At 61.0% G+C, this 14,513-nt stretch carries 17 protein-coding genes; 7 read left to right on the forward strand and 10 right to left on the reverse strand.

Annotation, left to right across the window (positions count from 1 at the left end):
• Nucleotides 1-3: 3 nt before the first annotated feature.
• On the reverse strand, nt 4-207 hold the full coding sequence (locus GIW79_RS09390) for a twin transmembrane helix small protein (protein ID WP_003187345.1): 204 nt from the start codon (nt 205-207) through the stop codon (nt 4-6).
• 31 nt (nt 208-238) lie between these two features.
• Between GIW79_RS09390 and GIW79_RS09395 the strand changes: the two genes are divergently transcribed.
• The 5 genes from GIW79_RS09395 to GIW79_RS09415 are packed head-to-tail and all read left to right on the forward strand — an operon-like array spanning nt 239 to nt 4,162.
• The gene (locus GIW79_RS09395; protein ID WP_236453070.1) at nt 239-1,003 is read left to right on the forward strand and encodes an SURF1 family protein; all 765 of its coding nucleotides are present in this window, start codon (nt 239-241) and stop codon (nt 1,001-1,003) included.
• Nucleotides 969-1,553, forward strand: a complete 585-nt coding sequence (locus GIW79_RS09400; RefSeq protein ID WP_034129225.1) for a hypothetical protein — start codon at nt 969-971, stop codon at nt 1,551-1,553. The genes GIW79_RS09395 and GIW79_RS09400 overlap by 35 nt, the downstream gene beginning before the upstream one ends.
• A gap of 10 nt (nt 1,554-1,563) precedes the next feature.
• Nucleotides 1,564-2,643 carry a COX15/CtaA family protein gene (locus GIW79_RS09405; RefSeq protein WP_054897239.1) on the forward strand — a complete coding sequence of 360 codons (1,080 nt, stop codon included), beginning with the start codon at nt 1,564-1,566 and terminating at the stop codon, nt 2,641-2,643.
• Nucleotides 2,631-3,530, forward strand: coding sequence for a heme o synthase (gene cyoE / locus GIW79_RS09410; RefSeq protein WP_054897238.1), 900 nt, complete (start codon nt 2,631-2,633; stop codon nt 3,528-3,530). Before GIW79_RS09405 ends, cyoE begins: the two co-directional genes overlap by 13 nt.
• Nucleotides 3,527-4,162: an SCO family protein gene (locus GIW79_RS09415; RefSeq protein WP_054897237.1), complete on the forward strand. Its 636-nt coding sequence runs from the start codon at nt 3,527-3,529 to the stop codon at nt 4,160-4,162. The genes cyoE and GIW79_RS09415 overlap by 4 nt, the downstream gene beginning before the upstream one ends.
• Nucleotides 4,163-4,291: 129 nt before the next feature.
• Here the strand turns inward: GIW79_RS09415 and GIW79_RS09420 are convergent, their stop codons facing one another.
• Genes GIW79_RS09420 through GIW79_RS09430 form a run of 3 tightly spaced genes read right to left on the reverse strand, consistent with a single transcriptional unit; the run spans nt 4,292 to nt 6,795 of the window.
• Nucleotides 4,292-5,062: a MetQ/NlpA family ABC transporter substrate-binding protein gene (locus GIW79_RS09420; protein ID WP_003187353.1), complete on the reverse strand. Its 771-nt coding sequence runs from the start codon at nt 5,060-5,062 to the stop codon at nt 4,292-4,294.
• A gap of 51 nt (nt 5,063-5,113) precedes the next feature.
• Entirely contained in the window at nt 5,114-5,788 is a 675-nt protein-coding gene (locus GIW79_RS09425) for a methionine ABC transporter permease (RefSeq protein WP_003187354.1), read from the reverse strand.
• Nucleotides 5,788-6,795: a methionine ABC transporter ATP-binding protein gene (locus tag GIW79_RS09430; protein WP_034129230.1), complete on the reverse strand. Its 1,008-nt coding sequence runs from the start codon at nt 6,793-6,795 to the stop codon at nt 5,788-5,790. Before GIW79_RS09430 ends, GIW79_RS09425 begins: the two co-directional genes overlap by 1 nt.
• 265 nt (nt 6,796-7,060) lie before the next feature.
• Between GIW79_RS09430 and katE the strand changes: the two genes are divergently transcribed.
• Nucleotides 7,061-9,202, forward strand: coding sequence for a catalase HPII (gene katE, locus GIW79_RS09435; RefSeq protein ID WP_236453072.1), 2,142 nt, complete (start codon nt 7,061-7,063; stop codon nt 9,200-9,202).
• A gap of 86 nt (nt 9,203-9,288) precedes the next feature.
• On the opposite strand, the gene GIW79_RS09440 is transcribed toward katE, so the two are convergent.
• Genes GIW79_RS09440 through zur form a run of 4 tightly spaced genes read right to left on the reverse strand, consistent with a single transcriptional unit; the run spans nt 9,289 to nt 12,079 of the window.
• Nucleotides 9,289-10,008: a PA5502 family lipoprotein gene (locus GIW79_RS09440; protein ID WP_057975177.1), complete on the reverse strand. Its 720-nt coding sequence runs from the start codon at nt 10,006-10,008 to the stop codon at nt 9,289-9,291.
• Nucleotides 10,009-10,045: 37 nt separating this feature from the next.
• Nucleotides 10,046-10,834: a zinc ABC transporter permease subunit ZnuB gene (gene znuB / locus GIW79_RS09445; protein WP_034129232.1), complete on the reverse strand. Its 789-nt coding sequence runs from the start codon at nt 10,832-10,834 to the stop codon at nt 10,046-10,048.
• Nucleotides 10,827-11,597, reverse strand: coding sequence for a zinc ABC transporter ATP-binding protein ZnuC (gene znuC / locus GIW79_RS09450; RefSeq protein WP_003187361.1), 771 nt, complete (start codon nt 11,595-11,597; stop codon nt 10,827-10,829). The genes znuB and znuC overlap by 8 nt, the downstream gene beginning before the upstream one ends.
• Nucleotides 11,597-12,079 carry a zinc uptake transcriptional repressor Zur gene (gene zur / locus GIW79_RS09455; RefSeq protein ID WP_014716336.1) on the reverse strand — a complete coding sequence of 161 codons (483 nt, stop codon included), beginning with the start codon at nt 12,077-12,079 and terminating at the stop codon, nt 11,597-11,599. Before zur ends, znuC begins: the two co-directional genes overlap by 1 nt.
• 58 nt (nt 12,080-12,137) lie before the next feature.
• On the opposite strand from zur, the gene GIW79_RS09460 reads away from it, so the two are divergent.
• A complete protein-coding gene (locus GIW79_RS09460; RefSeq protein ID WP_034129234.1) occupies nt 12,138-13,067 on the forward strand; it encodes a zinc ABC transporter substrate-binding protein in 930 nt (309 codons plus the stop codon).
• Between the two features lie 107 nt (nt 13,068-13,174).
• On the opposite strand, the gene GIW79_RS09465 is transcribed toward GIW79_RS09460, so the two are convergent.
• Nucleotides 13,175-14,128, reverse strand: a complete 954-nt coding sequence (locus GIW79_RS09465) for a homoserine kinase (RefSeq protein ID WP_236453076.1) — start codon at nt 14,126-14,128, stop codon at nt 13,175-13,177.
• Nucleotides 14,129-14,184: 56 nt separating this feature from the next.
• A complete protein-coding gene (locus tag GIW79_RS09470; protein WP_016978788.1) occupies nt 14,185-14,475 on the reverse strand; it encodes a DUF2782 domain-containing protein in 291 nt (96 codons plus the stop codon).
• Nucleotides 14,476-14,513 lie beyond the last annotated feature (38 nt).

The raw sequence follows: 14,513 nt of genomic DNA on the forward strand, positions 1-14,513 counted from the left end.
CGCTTACCACGGCGCATGAGAGACCAATTGGCCGCTGAAAAAGCCCCAGGCGATCAAGCCCACGGTGATCACGGCCAGGGTGACACGCACGGTCAAGGCAGTGACGAGGCGGTTGGAGTTGCCCTCGTCCTTGACCAGGAAGAACAAGCCACTGAACAGGCTCACGACGGTCGCGATCAGCATCAGGGCAATGGCGGCTTTGAGCATGGTCTGGCTCCGGGCTAATTGGGGAGGGGCGATGAGATCGAGTATAGCCAGTGCCATGCAACGCTTTCGTCAGGGCATCGCGCCGACGCTGGTGGTACTGGTGTTGCTGCCGTTGATGGTGGGCCTGGGGTTTTGGCAATTGTCCCGCGGGCACGAAAAGCAACTGTTGGTAGACCGTTATGCCGAGCGCCGCGCCGCCGAGCCGGTCAGCAGTGCTCAGCTCAAAGACATGGCTGATCCAGCCTTCCGTCGCGTTCACCTTCGCGGGCAACTGGATGGTGCACACAGCGTATTGCTGGATAACCGCATGCGTGACGGCAAGGCCGGTGTCGAGTTGCTGCAACCCTTTCATGACCAGGCCAGCGGCCTGTGGCTGTTGCTCAATCGCGGCTGGCTGCCCTGGCCGGACCGGCGTATCGCGCCCGCCTTTACTACTCCTGAACAGACGCTGAACCTCGACGCCTGGGTGTACGTCGCCCCAGGCGAGACCTTCCAACTGCATGCCGACCCGGCCAGCACGCAATGGCCGCGCCTGCTTACCGCACTGCACCCCGCCGCCCTGTGGGACGAACTGGGGCGCAGCGGTTTTGACTATGAACTGCGCGCCGAAGCGGGCCCCGGTACCTACGAAACCAGCTGGCCCGTCGTCGCCATGGGCCCGGAAAAACACCTGGCCTACGCTGTGCAATGGTTCGCCATGGCCATGGCGTTGCTGGCGCTTTACCTCTACCTCGGATGGCATAACAAAAAGGAGAAGCCCCATGGGAGCGGCCATGAATCCACCCAGCACATCTGACACGCCTGATCGGCGCAAGGGGCGCTGGCAGCTGATTTTGATCCTGATGATGGTGATCGGCCCGATGGTGCTGGCCACCTTCATGTACAAATTGCAGTTCTGGGTGCCGGACAGCCGCAGCTATCACGGCGAACTGATTGGCAACGGCCAGACCCGCGCCGACATCGGCGTGCAGGCCGATGAACAGCGCTGGCAACTGCTGGTCACCGCCCCCACCGCCTGTGCTGCCAATTGCCAGCAACTGGTCTACCTGGCGCGCCAGCTGCAGATCAGCCTTGGCCGTGATGCATCCCGTGCCAGCCATGCCCTGGCGGGTGCGCAACCGTTGAGCGGCGAATACGAGGCCAAGCTCAAAGCCGAATATCCACAGCTGCAGCGCTACCCGCTGGATGTGTCGTCCTTTACCAGGAACGCTGCCGCGCCCGGCGATGCGCAACTGTGGATCGTCGACCCCCACGGCAATTTGGTGCTGCGCTACGACGCCAAGGTCAAGGGCAAGGACTTGCTCAACGATCTGCGCTTGCTGCTGAAACTGTCGAACATCGGATAAGGGCACCCTCATGGCCAAGCCTGGATTTCGCCTCGCGCTGTTTGCCACGTTACTGGCGTTGTTTGTCGTGCTGCTCGGTGCCTATACCCGCCTGACCCACGCCGGCCTCGGCTGTCCGGACTGGCCGGGCTGCTATGGCTTTATCAGCGTGCCGCAAAGCGAAGCCCAACTGGCCCATGCCGAGTTGCACTTTCCCGACACGCCGGTGGAGGCCGACAAAGGCTGGGCCGAGATGACCCATCGCTACTTCGCGGGCAGCCTGGGCCTGTTGATCGCGCTGCTGGCGGCGCGTTCGTGGCGTCATCGACGTGATCCGGGCCAGCCCGTGAAGCTTCCGCTGTTCCTGCTGGCGGTGGTGTTCGCCCAAGCGGCGTTTGGCATGTGGACCGTGACCTTGAAGCTCTGGCCGCAAGTGGTCACAGGGCACCTTTTGGGCGGCTTTGCGACCTTGAGCCTGCTGTTTCTGCTGACCCTGCGGCTGTCCGGCGTACTACCGGCGCTGGTCGTGCCCAAGCGCCTGCAATATTGGGCGACGGCGGGCCTGGTGCTGGTGATCGGGCAGATCGCCCTGGGCGGCTGGGTCAGTTCCAACTACGCGGCGGTGGCCTGTATCGATTTGCCCACCTGTCATGGCCAATGGTGGCCGACGGCAGACTTCGCCAATGGTTTTCACCTGACCCAGCACATCGGCCCCAATTACCTGGGCGGGCAGCTCGACAGCGAGGCGCGCACTGCTATCCACCTGACGCATCGCATCGGCGCCGTGCTGGTCACGCTCGTGCTGCTCGGTTTGGCCTGGCAACTGCGAGCAGTAGGGATGACGCGCCTGGCCGGCCTGCTGTTGATCGCCCTGGCTGCGCAGATCTGCCTGGGGGTGAGCAATGTGGCGTTCGGCTTGCCCCTGCCGGTGGCGGTCGCACACAACGCCGGCGGGGCAGCGTTGTTGTTGACGCTGGTGCTGGTCAATTATCACGCGCGCACCAGCCTGGTTCGGGTGCGTCACCCGCGCCTGTTCGGCTGGCGTTTTATCCCGCGCAAACAGGTGTCGGGCCTTATCACCCTTAAAGGAGAGCTGCCATGGCGACCGTGATCGGCGCACGTCGCGACCGGGCGATCTGGCGTGACTATTTGGAGCTGACCAAGCCCAAAGTAGTGGTGCTGATGCTGATTACTTCGCTGGTGGGCATGTTCCTTGCCACCCGCGCCGGGGTGCCCTGGACAGTGCTGGTGTTCGGCAACCTCGGCATTGCCCTGTGTGCCGGCGGCGCGGCGGCGGTGAACCATGTGGTCGATCGACGGATTGATGCCGTGATGGCGCGCACTCACAAGCGGCCGATGGCTGAGGGGCGTGTCTCGCCGATGGCGGCGTTAGCGTTTGCGTTGTTCCTGAGTATTGCAGGATTGGCCCTGCTGCTGGCGTTCACCAACCCGCTGGCGGCCTGGCTGACCTTGGCTTCGCTGCTGGGTTATGCGGTGATCTATACCGGCTTTCTCAAGCGAGCAACGCCGCAGAATATCGTCATCGGCGGTCTGGCCGGTGCGGCGCCGCCGCTGTTGGGTTGGGTGGCTGTTACTGGGCATGTGAGTGCCGAACCCTTGCTGCTGGTGCTGATCATCTTCGCCTGGACTCCGCCACATTTCTGGGCCCTGGCCATTCACCGCAAAGAGGAATACGCCAAGGCCGACATCCCGATGCTGCCGGTCACCCATGGCGAACACTACACCAAGGTGCATATCCTGCTGTACACCTTCGCCCTGCTGGCGGTGAGCCTGATGCCCTACGTTATCCACATGAGCGGGCTGCTCTACCTGGGCTGTGCGCTGGTATTGGGTGCGCGCTTTCTGCAATGGGCTTGGGTGTTGTACCGTGGCAGCCAGCCGCACGCGGCGATCAACACGTTCAAGTACTCTATCTGGTACTTGCTGCTGCTGTTTATCGCCCTGCTCGTAGACCACTACTTATTGTTGAACCTATGACTCGAACTCAAAAAACCGTCTTCATCCTCGTGGCCCTGGTGGCGTTGATCATGGGCCTGACCGTCAACAAAGTGCTCTCGGGCAAAGGCCAGGGCGATCCCACTGCGCTGATCGACGCTGGCATCATTCTGCTGCCGCAAAGCCGCCAGTTGCCAACGGTGACCATGACCGACCAGGAAGGCCAGCCGGTGGTGGTCAATGAGTTGAAGGGCAAGTGGAGCCTGCTGTTTTTCGGTTACACCTTCTGCCCGGATATCTGCCCGACCACCCTCGCCCAGCTTCGCCAGATCAAGAGTGAGCTGCCCAAAGAGGCTGTGGACAAGTTGCAGGTGATCCTGGTCAGCGTCGATCCACACCGCGATACCCCGGCGCAGCTCAAGCAGTACCTGGGTTACTTCGACCCACAGTTCCAAGGCCTGACTGGCGCTAACGTGGAGGATGTGCAGAAGGTCTCGAATGCGGTGAGCATTCCCTTCATTCCGGCGGATACCAGCAAGCCGAACTATACAGTCGACCACAGCGGTAACCTGGCACTGATCGGCCCGGATGGTACTCAGCGTGGGTTTATTCGTGCGCCGTTGAACAACCAGAAACTGGTGGCGCAGTTGCCGGGGTTGCTGCAGCGCAAGTGAGCACCTGATGATCGTTCCCACGCTCTGCGTGGGAATGCAGTTAGGGACGCTCTGCGTCCCCAAGCGTGACGCAGAGCGTCACAAGAGGCGTTCCCACGCGGAGCGTGGGAACGATCAGGTCAGGAGAGATCAGAACGCTGGCTTGATCGCGCCTTTGTACTTCTCTTCGATGAATTTCTTCACTTCAGGCGTGTGCAGGGCTGCAACCAGCTTCTTCACCGCGTCCGCATCCTTGTTGTCTTCGCGGGTCACCAGGATGTTCACGTAAGGCGAGTCGCTGCCTTCGATCACCAGGGCATCCTTGGATGGGTCCAGCTTGGCTTCCAGGGCGTAGTTGGTGTTGATCAGCGCCAGGTCGACCTGGGTCAGCACGCGCGGCAGGGTGGCGGCTTCCAGTTCGCGGAATTTCAGGTTTTTATCGTTGCCGGTGATGTCCTTGATGGTCGACAGGATGTTGGTCGGGTCCTTCAGGGTGATCAGGCCGTTCTTGGCCAGCAGCAACAGCGCACGGCCGCCGTTGGTGGCGTCGTTCGGGATCACCACGTTGGCGCCGTCAGGCAGGTCGGCCAGTTTTTTGTACTTGCTGGAGTAAGCGCCCAGAGGTTCCAGGTGCACAGCGCCGACGCTCACCAGGTGAGTGCCTTTGGCCTTGTTGAATTCATCCAGGTACGGCTGGTGCTGGAAGAAGTTGGCATCCAGGCGCTTTTCAGCCACCTGTACGTTCGGCTGCACGTAGTCGGTGAAGACTTTGACCTTCAGATCCACGCCTTCTTTGGCCAGGGCAGGCTTCACGAATTCGAGGATTTCGGCGTGAGGCACCGGCGAAGCAGCGACCGTAATGGTCTCGGCGTGGGCGGAAAACGCAGCCACGGCGGCGAAAGCAACCAGTAGTTTTTTCATCCAGCAAGCTCCTTGTTCGGGCATCTGCCGGCTATGTGCCGGCAATGGCCGTTATTTACGAGAAAAGTGCACCACCAGCCGGTCGCCGACGGTTTGCAGAATTTGCACCAGAATCAACAGCATCACCACAGTGACCACCATCACATCGGTCTGGAAACGCTGGTAGCCAAAACGGATTGCCAGGTCGCCCAGGCCGCCAGCACCGACCACACCAGCCATCGCGGTGTAGGAAACCAGTGTAATCGCCGTCACCGTAATCGCCGCGAAGATGCCAGGGCGGGCCTCGGGCAATAGGGCATTGGTGATGATCTGGCGGGTGGTGGCGCCCATGGCCTGGGTGGCTTCGATGATGCCACGGTCCACTTCGCGCAGGGCGGTTTCCACCAGGCGAGCAAAGAATGGCGTGGCACCGACGACCAGTGGTGGGATCGCGCCGGCGACACCCAGCGACGTGCCGGTGATCAGTACCGTGAACGGAATCATCACGATCAACAGGATGATGAATGGCAGCGAGCGCAAGATATTCACGATCAGCGACAACAGCGCGTACAGGCCTTTTTGTTCGAACAGCTGGCGCGGGCTGGTCAGGAACAACAGCACGCCCAGGGGCAGCCCCAGTAGCACGGTGAAGAACAGCGAGCCGAACAGCATGGTCATGGTGTCGCCGGTGGCGAGCCAGATTTCAGACCAGTCGATATTGGCGAAGAAACTCAGGAAAACGTCCATCAGCGCAGGACCTCCATGTGAACGTCGGCGGCGGTGAAGCGTGCGAACGCGGCTTCCATGTCACCGCCGGTGACGGCGAGGGTCAGTTGCCCGTAAGGGATGTCTTTGATGCGGTCGATACGACCGGCAAGAATGCTGTAGTCCACACCGGTTTCCCGTGCGACGGTACCCAGCAGTGGCGCATAGGTCGCGTCCCCTTGGAACGTCAGGCGCACGATACGGCCTGGCACATGGGCAAAGTCGTCGCGCTGCTCGCCTTCGTCCACCTGTTCGGCTTCTTGTACGAAGCGCTTGGTGGTCGGGTGCTTGGGGTGCAGGAACACGTCGGCCACCGAGCCTTGCTCGACGATTACCCCGGCGTCCATGACGGCGACCTGGTCGCATACGCGGCGGATCACGTCCATTTCATGGGTGATCAACACGATGGTCAGGTTCAACTCGCGGTTGATCTCGGCCAGCAGTTGCAGGACCGACGCCGTGGTTTGCGGGTCGAGGGCGCTGGTGGCTTCGTCACAAAGCAGGATTTTTGGCTTGGTCGCCAGGGCTCGGGCGATGCCGACGCGCTGTTTCTGGCCGCCGGACAACTGCGCCGGGTACTTCTTGGCGTGGTCCGACAAGCCGACGCGGGCGAGCAGCTCAGCCACACGCTGGTCGATTTCCTTGCGCGACAGTTCACCGGCGAGCGTCAGCGGCAGCGCGACGTTGTCGGCCACGGTCTTGGACGCCAGCAAGTTGAAGTGCTGGAAGATCATCCCGACCTGCTGGCGAAAGCGCCGCAGGCCGTTGGCGTCCAGCGCAGTGACTTCTTCGCCATCCACCTTGATCTGGCCGCCACTGGGCTCTTCCAGACGGTTGATCAGGCGCAACAGGGTGCTTTTACCGGCACCCGAGTGGCCAATCAGGCCAAACACCTGGCCGTTCTCGACGCGCAGGCTGGTGGGGTGCAGGGCGGGGATATCCTTACCGGCGACGCGGTAGGTTTTATGGACGTTTTGAAACTCGATCACGTAGCGAACCTTGTGGGGCGCATTGAAAAGGGATCAGCGGTTAGCCGGGCGCGCATTTTAGCCTGTCCGTATAGCGTTTCTTAGCATTTATTTCGTATTCATCCAGTCATTTGGCAATAACGCGATCAAAGGTCATAAAAAAGGAACGGTGCAAAACCAAGTCAGTCACTACTTAAGCAACTCGATTTCCCAGGTGCCGTGCCTGGGGTTTTGCTCAAACGAGCCGGGGACCGCTCTGGCCACTTTGAATAAGGAGTTTTGACTGATGAGTACCAAGAAGCCAGCCACCCCGCCGAAGAGTGAACTCGCGGGCACTGATACCCTGGACCGTGGCAACACCAACGCCAAGCTGCAGGCGTTGGAAGAATTCCGTTCCGACGCGACCGGCCAGGCCCTGCGCACCAACCAGGGCGTGAAGATTTCCGACAACCAAAACAGCCTGAAAGTCGGTGCCCGCGGCCCTTCGCTGCTGGAAGACTTCATCATGCGTGAAAAGATCACGCACTTTGACCATGAGCGTATCCCCGAGCGCATCGTGCATGCCCGTGGTACGGGGGCCCATGGCTATTTCCAGAGTTACGGCGACCATTCGGCGCTGACCAAGGCAGGTTTCCTGCGCACGCCTGAGCATAAAACCCCGGTGTTCGCACGTTTTTCCACGGTGCAGGGCCCGCGTGGTTCCGGCGACACCGTGCGTGACGTGCGCGGTTTTGCCGTGAAGTTCTTCACCGACGAAGGCAACTTCGACCTGGTGGGCAACAACATGCCGGTGTTCTTCATCCAGGATGCGATCAAATTTCCTGACTTCGTCCACGCGGTGAAACCCGAGCCTCATAACGAGATTCCTACCGGCGGTTCGGCCCACGATACGTTCTGGGACTTTGTTTCGCTGCAACCGGAATCCGCGCACATGGTGATCTGGGCCATGTCCGACCGCGCCATTCCAAAAAGCCTGCGCGCCATGCAGGGCTTTGGGGTACACACCTTCCGTTTGATCAATACCGAAGGTAAGTCCAGCTTCGTGAAGTTCCACTGGCGTCCAACAGTCGGCACCTGCTCGCTGGTATGGGATGAGGCGCAAAAGCTGGCCGGTAAAGATACGGACTACCACCGTCGTGACCTGTGGGAAGCGATTGAAAGCGGCGATTACCCCGAGTGGGAGCTGGGCGTACAGATCGTGGCCGAAGAAGACGAGCACAAGTTTGATTTCGACTTGCTCGACCCGACCAAGATCATTCCAGAAGAACTGGTACCGATCACGCCGCTGGGCAAAATGGTGCTCAACCGTAACCCGGACAACTTCTTCGCTGAAGTCGAGCAGGTTGCGTTCTGCCCGGGTCACATCGTGCCGGGCATCGACTTCACCAACGACCCATTGCTGCAGGGCCGTCTGTTTTCCTACACCGATACCCAGATCAGCCGACTGGGCGGGCCGAACTTTCATGAGATTCCAATCAACCGGCCTGTCGTGCCTTTTCATAACGGCCAGCGCGACGCTCAGCATCGCACCGTGATTGATAAGGGTCGTGCGTCCTACGAGCCAAACTCTATTGATGGTGGTTGGCCGAAAGAAACCCCTGCCGGTCCTACCGATGGTGGCTTTGAGTCCTACTACGAGCGCGTCGATGCCAACAAAGTGCGTGAGCGCAGCGAATCCTTCGGTGACCATTTCTCCCAGGCGACGCTGTTCTACAACAGCATGAGCCACCACGAGAAAGAGCACATCATCGCGGCCTATAGCTTCGAACTGGGCAAGGTGGAGCGCGAGTTCATCCGTGCGCGCCAGGTCAACGAGATTCTGGCCAATATCGACCTGGAGCTGGCCAAGCGCGTTGCGCAGAACCTGGGCTTGCCGGCGCCGACCAAGGGCACCGTGCCAGCCCGTGAAACGTCGTTGAAAGAATCGCCTGCCTTGAGCCAGGTAAACTTGCTGTCGGGCGATATCAAAACGCGCAAAGTGGCGATTCTGGCAGCCAACGGCGTTGATGGTGCGGCCATTGACGCGTTAAAAGCCGCGCTTGAAGCTGAAGGCGCCCATGCCAAGTTGCTGGGGCCTACTTCGGCGCCGGTGACCACCGCGCAGGGCAAGACGCTGCCGGTCGACGCCTCAATGGAAGGCATGCCGTCCATTGCCTTAGACGCAGTGTTTATCCCGGGTGGCAAAGAGTCCGTGAAGGCGCTGAGCGGTGATGGCGTGGCGTTGCATTACGTACTGGAAGCCTACAAACACCTGAAGGCGATTGCGGTAGCCAGCGATGTGAAGCCGTTGCTGGACCTGCTGAAACTGGAGGCGGATGCGGGGTTGATCGTGGGCGCGGATGCCAAGGCGTTCAAGGCCTTCTTTGCGGCCATTGCCCAGCATCGAGTGTGGGCGCGTGAGCCGAAATCCAAGGCGATTCCGGCTTAACTTATCGGTTGTTTGTTAGATCGTCATCGTAGGCAAGCCAGCTCTCACACTGTTCAAATGTGGGAGCTGGCTTGCCTGCGATGCTTTTAGTCCGCCTTGCGCGGAATCAGCACAACCTGCGCCGGAATTTGTTTCAGGATTTGCCGGTGAATCTTCAGGTCATACCCCGAATCAATCCGCTTGACCCGCTTGGTCAGTAACGTGGCCAGCCACGGGTAATCCTGGGTGCGTGGCACCTGGATGCTGACGTCGCACTGGTAATTCACCACATCGGTGGCGATGGCGTCCAACTGATGGCGCATGTCTTCAACATCCGCAAGGTTCAGCGCCACGGTGGTGCTCGGCGCTGCCGGGTCGATGACCTTGGCGGCAGGCTTGGCCTCAGCGGCTTTCAACGCAGCTTCTGCCTGGTCCAATTCGGCTTTGCGCGCATGGCTGATGGCGCTGTTGACGCCACCGGTCAGCGCAGGGGCCTTGGGCATCAAAGCGCGGGCACGGCTCAGGGCCGTGGCGGCCGCGTTGACGTCGCCTTTTTGCAGCACGATCTGGCTGCGCTGCAGGTAGGCTTCGGCCAATTGACGCTGGTAGGCCTCAAGTGCCGGGTCGTTGGGCGATTGGGCCTGCAATGCAGCCAGTTGGTCTTCGGCGGTGGCCAATTCGCTGCTGGCCAGGTTTTGTTCCAGCTGCGCGATGGCCGCAGCCCGCGGATCCGGAGCCTGGGGGGCAGCGGGCGGCGTACTTTGGCAGGCGCCCAGCAGCAGTGAAAATGCGGCAAGGAGCAGATAACGGGAGGTGAACGGCTTCATTCCTGCGACTCTCTATTTGCGCAAAAAGCGAGCAAGTCTACACCCCTCGACGGGGCAGGACAAAACTCAGCAGAAACAGGGCGGCCGCCGTAACCACAATCGACGGCCCGGCCGGTGTGTCCTTGAACCAGGACAGCGCCAGGCCACCACACACTGCAAGCATCCCCAGGAGGCTGGCGCCAATTGCCATCTGCTCCGGAGAGCGAGCGTGGCGCTGGGCAGCGGCGGCTGGAATGATCAGCAGCGACGTGATCAACAATACGCCGACAATTTTCATCGCGACAGCAATCACCACGGCGATGAGCAACATCAAGGCCATACGCAGGCCTGCGACGGGCAAGCCTTCTACCTTGGCCAGTTCTTCATGCACGGTGATCGCCAGCAACGGGCGCCACAGGGCCACCAGCAACACCAGCACCGCAGCGCTGCCGCCGAGGATCCAGGCCAGGTCGGTCGGGCTGATCGCCAGCAGGTCACCGAACAGGTAGGCCATCAGGTCGATGCGCACTTCATGCATGAAGCTCAGCACCACCAGGCCCAGGGACAAGGTGCTGGGTGCGAGGATGCCCAGCAGGGTGTCGGAGGCCAGTGGCTGGCGTTGCTGCAGGGTCACCAGCAGCACGGCTAGCAGCAGGCAGCCGACGGTCACGGCGATGGCCGGGCTTACATCCAGCAGAAAGCCCATGGCCACGCCCAGCAAGGCGGCATGGGACAAGGTGTCGCCGAAATAGGCCATGCGTCGCCAGACCACGAACGAGCCCAATGGGCCCGCCACCAGTGCCAAAGCCAAGCCTGCCAGCAGGGCGTAGAGCAGAAAATCAGCCATGCTTGCAGCTATCTCCATGAACGTGGGGGGTATCGACGACGGCGCCATGCAGGTCATGGGCGTGGTCATGGTGGTGATGGTAGATCGCCAGGCTCTGGGCGTTCTTGCCGAACAGCTCCACGAACGCCGGGTCGCCACTGACCTGTTCCGGGTGGCCGGAGCAGCACACGTGGCGGTTGAGACAGACCACTTGGTCGGTGGTGCTCATGACCAGGTGCAAGTCGTGGGAGACCATCAGTACGCCGCAACCATGGCGGTCGCGCAGGCGGGTGATCAGGCTGTACAGCTCGGCCTGGCCGGCGACATCGACGCCTTGCACGGGCTCATCGAGTACCAGCAGCTCGGGCTCGCGCAGCAAGGCACGGGCCAGCAGCACGCGCTGCATTTCGCCGCCGGAAATACTTTGCACCGGGTTGTCGATGACGTGTTCGGCGCCGACTTCCTTAAGCGCGGCCTGGGCGCGGGCGCGGTCTACGCCAGGCACCAGGCGCAGGAAGCGCAATACGGAGAGCGGCAATGTCGGGTCCACGTGCAGCTTTTGCGGCATATAGCCCACGCGCAGCTTGGGCTTGCGCCAAACCGTGCCGCTGTGGGGCTTGAGCAGCCCGAGCACGGCGCGCACCAAGGTTGTCTTGCCAGCGCCGTTGGGGCCGATCAGGGTGACGATTTGCCCCGGTTCCACGCTCAGTGCGATGTTCTCCAGCACGTTTTGCCCGGCGAACGTGACCCCGACCTGCTCCAGGCGGATTAACGCATTGCTCATCAAACCCCCTGGCAGCCTGCGCACAGGCCGACCACTTCGACCGTTTGCCCTTCGACCTTGAAGCCGACGTCGGCAGAGCTTTTGATAATGGCGTCGCTGATGCTTTTTTGTTCAAGCTCAATGGCGGCGTGGCACTCGCGGCAGATCAGGAACTGGCCCTGATGCGCGTGCTCCGGGTGGTTGCAACCGACAAAGGCGTTAAGCGAGGCGATACGGTGCACCAGGCCGTTTTCCAGCAGGAAATCCAACGCACGGTAAACGGTGGGCGGCGCGGCGCGGCGGCCGTCCTGCTCGCTGAGGACGCCGAGAATGTCGTACGCGCCCAAAGGCTTGTGGCTTTGCCACACCAGCTCCAGCACCCGGCGACGCAAGGCGGTCAGGCGCAAGCCTTTCTTTGCGCACAGGGTGTCGGCCTCTGACAATGCGGTGTGCACGCAGTGAGAGTGGTCGTGGGGACGGCTGGCAAGCGGTGTTTTAGGCATGAGCGGCGACAGATATTTGATAGAGACGTTATTATGTTACCCGTTCCTACGCCATCGAGTGGTCATCGTGTCCCGACTTTTTCCCGTTTTTGTCGTATTTGTCACCAGTTTATTCGTTGCGGGTGCCGCTCAGGCGGAGGTCAAGGTGCTGACGAGCATCAAGCCCTTGCAACTGATTGCCGCTGCCGTGCAGGACGGCGTGGCTGTTCCAGAGGTATTGCTGCCGCCGGGGGCGTCGCCGCACAACTTCGCTTTGCGCCCATCCGACGTACGGCGTGTGCAGTCGGTGGACCTGCTGTACTGGATCGGGCCGGACATGGAAACGTTTTTGCCGCGTGTGCTCAAAGGCCGTACGGCGCCAACGGTGGCCGTGCAGGACCTACCAGGCATGAAACTGCGCGTCTTCGGCGAAGATAGCCACTCTCATGCCGATGAAGCCGACGAACATGATCACGATCACCGCCCAGGCAGTGTGGATGCGCACCTGTGGCTGTCCACGGTCAATGCACGTGTGATCGCCGCTCGGATGGCGGCCGATCTGAGCGCTGCCGACCCAGCCAATGCCGAGCGTTATCAGAGCAATGCGAAGGCCTTCGAAGAACGCCTGAACGCGCTGGATGCGCGCCTGAAGCAGCGTTTGGCGGGCGTTGATGGCAAACCTTATTTCGTGTTCCACGAAGCCTTTGATTACTTCGAAGAGGCGTACGGTTTGAAGCATGCTGGCGTGTTCAGCGTGGCCGCCGAAGTGCAGCCGGGCGCGCAGCACGTAGCGGCGATGCGCGCGCGTTTGCAGGAAGTGGGCAAGACTTGCGTGTTCAGCGAGCCGCCGTTGCGACCTCGCTTGGCCGAAACCCTGGTGGCCGGGTTGCCGGTGAAGTTGGCGGAATTGGATGCGTTGGGTGGCTATACGCCAGCTACCGCGCAGGGTTATGAGCAGGTACTGGAAAAGCTCGGCAATGACCTGGCCGGTTGCCTGGAGTCGCTCTAACACGCAACACAAAACCCCTGTGGGAGTGGGCTTGCCCGCGATAGCGCAGTGTCAGTCGATACTGCTATTGCAGGCAAGCCAGCTCCCACATTGACCGAGTCGGTCTTTTAAAGGGCGAACGGCAGGTGGACCGTGACCTGTTGACGCTGCGCCAAGCGGTGCTCGAACTCAGCCGGGTCATGAATCAACACATCCTGCCCTGCAAATGATTCGGCCGCGATCAGCCGGGACAGCCAGAACCGTACGCACGCCACGCGCAGCATGGTCGGCCATAGCTCGGCTTCCTTCGCGGTAAACGCCCGTAGCCCCGCGTAAGCGCCCAGCAGCGCCCGGGCACGGTGACCGTCAATCACGCCATCGGCATCCGAGCACCAGTCATTCAAGGCGATTGCCACGTCGTAGAGCATCGGCCCCGAACAGGCGTTGTAGAAGTCGATCAGGCCCGTCAGGTGCGTGCCTTCAAACATCGCGTTATCGCGAAACAGATCGGCGTGCACATTCGCTCGTGGCAGGCCGAGGATGTCAGCCTTGTGAGCGTCGATCTCGGCCAGCGCATCGCGCAACAGGCGTTGCTGGGCCTCGTTGAGGTGCGAAATAAGCTGCGCGCCCTCGCTGAGCATCCACGCCAGGCCGCGGTCGGTCTTGCGTTCAAGTACCTTTTCGCCCTGGGTGGCCAAGTGCAGGTGGCCGAGCAGTTCGCCAACCTGGGTGCAATGCTGTGCATTGGCCTCCTTGATGTGCTTGCCCGCCAGGCGCGGTTGCAGCAAGGCCGGTTTGCCCTTGAGTTCGCGCAAAGCGATGCCGTCGGTGGTACGCAGGGCGTACGGCACAGGCAGGTCGGCGTCGTGGAGCACGTCGAGCAGTTCGATAAAGAACGGCATTTCTGCCACCGGGCCACGCTCAACCAGGGTCAGGACGAACTCGCCCTGCTCCAGGCTGATAAAGAAATTGGTGTTTTCGCTGCCGGCGGCAATCCCCTGGAAATCAAGCAGGCGGCCGAGCCCATAAGGGGCGAGAAAGGTTTCCAGCTCAGGCCGAGCCAGGGGGGTGAACACAGACATGGTTAAAACTGCCGTTACGGGCGCTGCGGTGGGCAGCGCCGGTTAAAATTAAGAAATCATTTCCATTCGAAGATCTTCCATGACGGGATCAGCATATCTGGCTGGTCAGAGCGGATGAAGTTCGCGTCGGTGCCGTCCGCACGTACCAGAAAGTACGGTGGTGCACCCTTCGGGGTGACCTTGATCGCGTACAGAAAGCCGTTTTGGCGGTATTCCTGGATGGTTTTGTCGCCTTCCGTGCGAATGGTAACTTCCGGATCACCTCCAGGGGCACTGTCTGCCGCCATGGCAGCCATCGGAGCGAGTGCAATCAAACCGGTCAACAGCAGGCGATTGAATGTACGCATGATAACCTTGTCCCTTTGTTTTCATTGGTCCGGCTATT

Origin of the sequence: Pseudomonas sp. PA-7-1E, assembly GCF_021605325.1 — a bacterium.
Lineage (GTDB): Bacteria > Pseudomonadota > Gammaproteobacteria > Pseudomonadales > Pseudomonadaceae > Aquipseudomonas > Aquipseudomonas fluorescens_BV.

What these genes read in the sequence shown, in the direction of transcription:
- GIW79_RS09470 (WP_016978788.1), bottom strand. Translation starts at nt 14,475, where the DNA reads ATGCGTACATTCAATCGCCTGCTGTTGACCGGTTTGATTGCACTCGCT.
- GIW79_RS09425 (WP_003187354.1), bottom strand. Translation starts at nt 5,788, where the DNA reads ATGGACGTTTTCCTGAGTTTCTTCGCCAATATCGACTGGTCTGAAATC.
- GIW79_RS09420 (WP_003187353.1), bottom strand. Translation starts at nt 5,062, where the DNA reads ATGAAAAAACTACTGGTTGCTTTCGCCGCCGTGGCTGCGTTTTCCGCC.
- GIW79_RS09440 (WP_057975177.1), bottom strand. Translation starts at nt 10,008, where the DNA reads ATGAAGCCGTTCACCTCCCGTTATCTGCTCCTTGCCGCATTTTCACTG.
- GIW79_RS09390 (WP_003187345.1), bottom strand. Translation starts at nt 207, where the DNA reads ATGCTCAAAGCCGCCATTGCCCTGATGCTGATCGCGACCGTCGTGAGC.
- GIW79_RS09405 (WP_054897239.1), top strand. Translation starts at nt 1,564, where the DNA reads ATGGCCAAGCCTGGATTTCGCCTCGCGCTGTTTGCCACGTTACTGGCG.
- zur (WP_014716336.1), bottom strand. Translation starts at nt 12,079, where the DNA reads ATGCCTAAAACACCGCTTGCCAGCCGTCCCCACGACCACTCTCACTGC.
- katE (WP_236453072.1), top strand. Translation starts at nt 7,061, where the DNA reads ATGAGTACCAAGAAGCCAGCCACCCCGCCGAAGAGTGAACTCGCGGGC.
- znuB (WP_034129232.1), bottom strand. Translation starts at nt 10,834, where the DNA reads ATGGCTGATTTTCTGCTCTACGCCCTGCTGGCAGGCTTGGCTTTGGCA.
- GIW79_RS09465 (WP_236453076.1), bottom strand. Translation starts at nt 14,128, where the DNA reads ATGTCTGTGTTCACCCCCCTGGCTCGGCCTGAGCTGGAAACCTTTCTC.
- GIW79_RS09415 (WP_054897237.1), top strand. Translation starts at nt 3,527, where the DNA reads ATGACTCGAACTCAAAAAACCGTCTTCATCCTCGTGGCCCTGGTGGCG.
- znuC (WP_003187361.1), bottom strand. Translation starts at nt 11,597, where the DNA reads ATGAGCAATGCGTTAATCCGCCTGGAGCAGGTCGGGGTCACGTTCGCC.
- GIW79_RS09395 (WP_236453070.1), top strand. Translation starts at nt 239, where the DNA reads ATGAGATCGAGTATAGCCAGTGCCATGCAACGCTTTCGTCAGGGCATC.
- GIW79_RS09400 (WP_034129225.1), top strand. Translation starts at nt 969, where the DNA reads ATGGGAGCGGCCATGAATCCACCCAGCACATCTGACACGCCTGATCGG.
- cyoE (WP_054897238.1), top strand. Translation starts at nt 2,631, where the DNA reads ATGGCGACCGTGATCGGCGCACGTCGCGACCGGGCGATCTGGCGTGAC.